Genomic DNA, 5,669 nt, shown 5'->3' with positions numbered 1-5,669 from the left:
AAACTTTTTTCGCTATCTATATTATCTAAATCTTTAGTATTTGATATAAAGTATTTATTTATATATTGACTAGAATTTGCAACATAAGGGTCAGAATTTGCAACAACGCTTCCAGATGATGGTTTTGCACGATCTTTTACTTCCTTTTGTAGATGTTGTTGTATCATATCTGGTAAGGTAACAGTAATACGCCAAACAGACTTATCATGTCTATTACTATCCTCATCATCACTTTCAACAAAGAAACGTTGTCGAGTAATAAATCCTTTCATCTCTAACTCTTTGAAAGCTCTAGAAATAGTAAACTTACTACAGGAGTATTTATCTTGCAGCTCTTTGTAAGTAGTAGTTAAAGAATAACTATTAGGTGGAGCAACGTAATTAACATAATCATCTGTCTTGATGTTATAAGATGTATACATAAGCATCTCACTTAGTTCTTCAGTATTCTTAGCATAATATTGACTAGTCTCTGTAGTATTATTATCACAATCTCTATGTTTCAAATAATATCTATATCCTATAGCATAAAAATCTAACCATAGAACTTTCGCGTACTTAGTTAAATAGTTACAAGAAGTAATAAGTAAAAGTAGATCGTAGTTAAGTTTAATAAACATCTTAGTTCTATCAAGATAAGCTATTTTATTTTCTAGATTAGGTAAGTAAGCGGCAGAAGTAAAATTAGAATATAAAGAAGTATCAGTAGGATATGTGCCAATATTAAATCTGTTGGGAGTGTTAGCTAAAGAGTTAAAGACAGAATCAGGCAAAGTAGGTGTAATAGTATTCTTCTTATTTTTACCATCCTTATTTCTGCTGCGATAAATCTCAAAATAACCTTTCTGTTCTAAGCTTTGCTGCATAGCAAATATTTCAGCAACGGAACAATCAAGCTTTTCAGCCCATTGTATTGCAGAAAGAGTTATACTGCGTTGTTTACCTTTATTGTGATTAATGATGCTTAAACTATAGGCTATGATGTAGAACAATTTTTCAAGGTCGCAGAGATGTGTGGTTGTAAGAATGTGTTCTAGTACGTAGGTGGTAATTGGGGTGTAGGGTTTATTCTCAGTTACTAAAGTGTGTAATGAGGTGAAGTCAGGGGTATATTGGGATAGGTTAGTAGCAAAGTAGTTATTGCTTAGATTAGGTACAGTGCTATCTATAAGCTTTTCGTGGGATGAAATTTGCATTTCTTACTCCTTTTATGGAGCTAAGAACTAAAAAAACTTGATTTTATCTAAAAAAAGACGTAATATTAATTCTATAAGAAATGTAGCGTCCTAGCTTTATCTTATACTTCATAAAAATATATAGTTATTTTTTGGGTGTTGAGTTCTTTTTAGTTCTTAGCACCTTTTTTTTATTTGTAAAAAGAATATTTATTAATATCATACTGACACTAAGAGTCAATAGTTATTTATCAACTCCCTTGGATCTTTTTCTAAATGAACACAAAAATCTTTAGGAAAACATATTCCATTCTTTTCAAAAAAGCTGCGTAATACAAACTCGTTGATTGTTTTGGGTGTACTACTTATATACACATTATTGTGTTGTTTTTCTAAGTAGTTTAATAATAATAATGGTATTTCAAGAAGTGTAGCTAACTCTTGTTGAGTTAAATGCATTGCAACCCTAGCAACACGTATTTGAAATCTAGAGAGAAGATTTAATTTATTAGATGTATTTATATCTAATGCTATAGATTTTTCACCAGGAAAGATTATACCATTTTCTTTAAAAAATTTTATAAGAGTATTATTATCTTGAGAATTCTTTATTGATACAAAATTTCTTTGATTTTCCCATACAGAGATTGTAGTTCTATTAACGTTTATAATGCTTCCTATCTCTCTTACTCCAATGTTAAGAACAGATCGAGCAGTTCTGAGTTGAAATGTATTTAAAATCATTATGTAATTTATATTTTATTTTTTTATAATTGATTTTTGTAATATCAGACTTAATCTGCATTACTATCCTTCTTGTATTGATTTTCAATATCTGAATATTCTATAGATAAAAATTTTTCCTCTTTTTTAATAGATTCTATTCCGCGGAAAATTAAATAATTTAATATGGTTAAATTAAGTCCTTTGCAATACTTCTTTATTTCTTTTTCAATTGGTTCTAATAATGAAAAATTTTTAGCTATATAATTACAATTTTTCCTATTAAGGTTACCATTTACAAATAAAATAGGGTGATTAGAGATATCTACTTCTTTGTTTGAAGTATTAATCTCGCTTTGTGCTAATTTTAATTTTTCTGCTATTCGTGAAGTAGAAATTTTTCCTCTATTACTCATAAATATAATTTTTATTAAAATAATGTATTGTACAATGTTGTACATGTCATCATAGCACAATACTATTTTGTATTATCTAACTTCGTTATTAATTCTTTGATTAATGCTTGATATTGTATATGATTTTTGCAATTTGGCTTATAATTTCCTACCCATTGACCATATTTTTGACATTCGATCATATCTACACTATTAGTAATATTAGTTTTAAAATAAAATCCCGTGTCTGATAATTGATCTAATAAGTCTTTAGTGGAGTTAGTATGCTTTGTTGTTCTAGAGGCTAAGAAAGCATAAGGTTTATTTGCCATCATTGCAGCAGAAGCGGCTTGAGTTAAAGCATTTTTATCTAATTCTGAAACTGAACAAGGGATAATAATAAAATCTGATAGTATTGTAGCTTTGAGTGCAGCGGCTTGCATATTAGGGGGGGTATCTATAATAATAAAATCATATTTTTTACTTAAAATCTCTAATTTTGGTTTGGGATTATCGTCATATAGAGGTATTACGAAGTCACTTAAAGTACTACCTAAATCAGCCCAAAATATTGCATCTGGTTTATCTTTATCCATATCACACAATATGGCTTTTCTACCTTTTTCTAATAATGCTCCTAGTATGTTTATACTACTTGTTGTTTTTGTAGCTCCACCTTTTGTTTGAGTAATAGATATTATATGAGTCATATTAGCTAATATTGTATAGTACATGTATGTACAGTACCATACTTTAGTAAAAAGTACAATATAATTATAATTATGTATTGCTATATAGTATCTTGTATGACCTGCAAGTCATATTTCAAATCCCCAAGCCCATTCTTCAAATTTTGTACATCAAGCACATAACCATACCATTCGTTTCTGAGGTGATTCCATTTTAGGGAGTGACTTCTGATATGAGAGCGGATTTCGAGGGAAGGTTTTTCGGTTCTGTCGCATCTATAATTGAAGATCTGCTTGAAGCAACAAAACTGAGATTTTGGACGTTATGCAGCCATTAACATTTTAAAATTTTCGAAAGTAGAAAGATTGTCATTNCAAGTGAAAATGCCTTGTTCAAATTGGTTTTTTGTGCTATAAAACAGATTACAGCAAAGTGGAATATGCCAATCCCAGATTGGGCGGTAACCGTTTCCCAGCTAGATATTTTCTTCCCTGATAGGTTGAATTTTAGACTATGATATTCTATACTGACACAGCTCAGCGAACGTTCTCTTGTCATTAGATCCGATTAATTGTCCTTTTTGAATTATGCGAATATTTTCAATACCGGTAATAGTAATTTTTGCTGAACGAAAGCTCTTAAAACCAAGCATTGGCTTCGTTCGTTTCTTAATAAATCTATGATCTTGCTCGACAATATTATTGAGATATTTGACTTGTCGTATCTCAATTTGCTTAGCTTCAGCAAGCTCTTTGTTGGCAGCTTTGAGAGCAGAGATATTACTACCGCTTTTATCGATAGTTACCTTTTGCGGATGACCGTTATATTTAAAAGCCTTACGGAAAAATGCTTTAGCAGCCACAGCATCTCTGTGTTTCCTAAGCAAAAACTCTATGGTATTACCGAGTAAATCAACGGCTCTGTATAAATAGACCGAAGTACCGTTTATTTTGATATACGTTTCATCCATCCTCCAGCTATTACCCACAGGCTTTTTACGTTTCCTTATAGCCGTATCTATCAGCGGCACAAACTTTATTACCCATCTTTGTAGAGTAGCATGATCTATTTTAGCCCCTCTAATGCTAGCCATTTCTTCTAAATCACGGTAGCTTAGAGAAAACCTACATTTCATATAGACAAAGAGCATTATTATCTCGGGAGATGAACAAAATCCTTTAAAGTACTTGAGTAATTTCGGAGAAATATAAAGCGGCATTTAAATATTTTTTAAGCCTTTATAGCAGCTTTAAAGATCACCGGCAACAGATGCGACAGAACCTTTAAAAAACCAAGTCCATTTAATATCATTGCTGCTACTCGCTCTCCCATTGTTACCTTTGCCCCTTTCTTGCGAGACACAGGTAATAAAGCGTCTATTTCCTTTATTAGACCCAATTGTTTGATACTTGCTGATACTATCCCCAAATGACCTAATTGCTCCGTTCTTATAGTTTCTAACTCCATAACTTAGTAACTCTATAATATTTACTCATTCTTAGTTAATACTTTTTCTCTTAATTATTCAATAATTATTTCATTCCTATATCATTCCAGCGGAATGTGGGTGCCGGATACCAAAAAATTTGCCTGATTTTTGACAAAAATTAAACAACACGTTCAAAATCTGATTCATGCAACAAAGCCCAAAATATTGAAAGAAGAAAAAATCGCGCCATAGTTAATTAAGATTTGAGTTTCTGAATATCAGCAATAGATAAACCAGTAGCGGTAGATATAGTATTAATATCTATATTTTGAGATAATAAATTCTTAGCAATTTCTATATTTCGTTCAGCCTTACCTTCAACCTTACCGATCTCAATGCCTTTTTCCTCCGCTGACACTATATAATCTCTTTCTTTTAGCGATTCATTGCGGTAAGCGGTGTATTCCTTTCTTTCTGCAGGGGTCATTTTTAGGACGCTTAATCTATCGGCTACTTTCTTCATATAAGGAGATTTAAACTCTTTCTTTACTTCCGAATGTTTCATCATATAGAGCCATTCGTCTAGTTCATCTTTAATAACATCGTTAAATAGCGGAACGGATATTACAAAATATTCAGGGAAAATATTATGAGCATCAAAAAACTTCATGCCTAGATCTGCGATATGTAAGTTTTGAGGGTGCTGCCTATCTATTTCATGAAAAACGGTTTTACCGTAATGAAGAGGAGCTTTGATATTACCGAACGGAAAGTATAGTAAGTTAATATGTATAATCTTCTTGATAGTAGAATAATCATCATTACTAGATATAGAATCTACTATTAGCCTTGAGCTATTAAAACAAGCTTTGTGTAGAAATAGACTTGTGTAAGAACGGTCTATTTCTACTATATATTTTGCACCTGTTTCGTCTTCTACTATGAGATCAGCTATACTTGATTTTAATTCCTTGGATTCTTTGTTACTTGCAGATTCAAGTAATGCCTTAATCTTTATAGGTTTATAGCCGCAAGAACTTATTAAAGCAGAGATAAACCCTTCTACTATGTCATAATCTCCTTTGTTTTTGAGAAGGTACTTGATGGCATAATCGAAGGAAATTAAATCACTCATGAGGTTTGCTCTATATATTTTTTATGTTGGATTACTTAATAGCTATCATAACATAAAAACATCAAAATTACAAAATCTTTGGGGGATGTTTATTTAGTAGATGAGTGGGTTCTGTCGCATCT

The 5,669-nt window shown here is 31.3% G+C and carries 5 protein-coding genes and 3 pseudogenes; 1 reads left to right on the top strand and 7 read right to left on the bottom strand.

Annotated features, from left to right (window positions below; all coding sequences use genetic code 11):
• The 4 genes and pseudogenes from RiCNE_RS06530 to RiCNE_RS06515 form a co-directional block, all read right to left on the bottom strand.
• Positions 1-1,196, bottom strand: a pseudogene (locus RiCNE_RS06530) (MarR family transcriptional regulator); the annotation flags it as partial.
• A 216-nt stretch (positions 1,197-1,412) separates the two neighbouring features.
• Positions 1,413-1,919, bottom strand: coding sequence for a hypothetical protein (locus tag RiCNE_RS06525; RefSeq protein ID WP_094649765.1), 507 nt, complete (start codon positions 1,917-1,919; stop codon positions 1,413-1,415).
• Between the two features lie 50 nt (positions 1,920-1,969).
• A complete protein-coding gene (locus tag RiCNE_RS06520) occupies positions 1,970-2,314 on the bottom strand; it encodes a hypothetical protein (protein ID WP_133062963.1) in 345 nt (114 codons plus the stop codon).
• Between the two features lie 62 nt (positions 2,315-2,376).
• Positions 2,377-3,003, bottom strand: coding sequence for a ParA family protein (locus RiCNE_RS06515; protein ID WP_157905709.1), 627 nt, complete (start codon positions 3,001-3,003; stop codon positions 2,377-2,379).
• 356 nt (positions 3,004-3,359) lie between these two features.
• Between RiCNE_RS06515 and RiCNE_RS08135 the strand changes: the two are divergent.
• Positions 3,360-3,500, top strand: a pseudogene (locus tag RiCNE_RS08135) (IS256 family transposase); the annotation flags it as partial.
• Here RiCNE_RS08135 and RiCNE_RS06510 read toward each other — a convergent pair.
• From RiCNE_RS06510 to RiCNE_RS06500, 3 genes and pseudogenes are all read right to left on the bottom strand, one after another.
• A complete protein-coding gene (locus RiCNE_RS06510; RefSeq protein WP_094649762.1) occupies positions 3,495-4,202 on the bottom strand; it encodes an IS6 family transposase in 708 nt (235 codons plus the stop codon). The pseudogene RiCNE_RS08135 and the gene RiCNE_RS06510 overlap by 6 nt on opposite strands.
• Before the next feature lie 41 nt (positions 4,203-4,243).
• Positions 4,244-4,450 (bottom strand): annotated as a pseudogene (locus RiCNE_RS06505) (DUF4277 domain-containing protein); the annotation flags it as partial.
• A gap of 218 nt (positions 4,451-4,668) precedes the next feature.
• Complete coding sequence (locus RiCNE_RS06500) at positions 4,669-5,547, bottom strand: Rpn family recombination-promoting nuclease/putative transposase (RefSeq protein WP_094649760.1); 879 nt, start codon at positions 5,545-5,547, stop codon at positions 4,669-4,671.
• Positions 5,548-5,669 lie beyond the last annotated feature (122 nt).

Origin of the sequence: Rickettsia endosymbiont of Culicoides newsteadi, assembly GCF_002259525.1 — a bacterium.
GTDB lineage: Bacteria > Pseudomonadota > Alphaproteobacteria > Rickettsiales > Rickettsiaceae > Tisiphia.
The sequence above is the reverse complement of the archived record's forward strand: the minus strand, read 5'-3'. Positions and strand labels throughout refer to the sequence as shown.

Bases quoted from the DNA above. Each gene is read 5' to 3' on its own strand.
- RiCNE_RS06510 (WP_094649762.1), bottom strand. From the start codon at position 4,202: ATGCCGCTTTATATTTCTCCGAAATTACTCAAGTACTTTAAAGGATTT.
- RiCNE_RS06500 (WP_094649760.1), bottom strand. From the start codon at position 5,547: ATGAGTGATTTAATTTCCTTCGATTATGCCATCAAGTACCTTCTCAAA.
- RiCNE_RS06525 (WP_094649765.1), bottom strand. From the start codon at position 1,919: ATGATTTTAAATACATTTCAACTCAGAACTGCTCGATCTGTTCTTAAC.
- RiCNE_RS06515 (WP_157905709.1), bottom strand. From the start codon at position 3,003: ATGACTCATATAATATCTATTACTCAAACAAAAGGTGGAGCTACAAAA.
- RiCNE_RS06520 (WP_133062963.1), bottom strand. From the start codon at position 2,314: ATGAGTAATAGAGGAAAAATTTCTACTTCACGAATAGCAGAAAAATTA.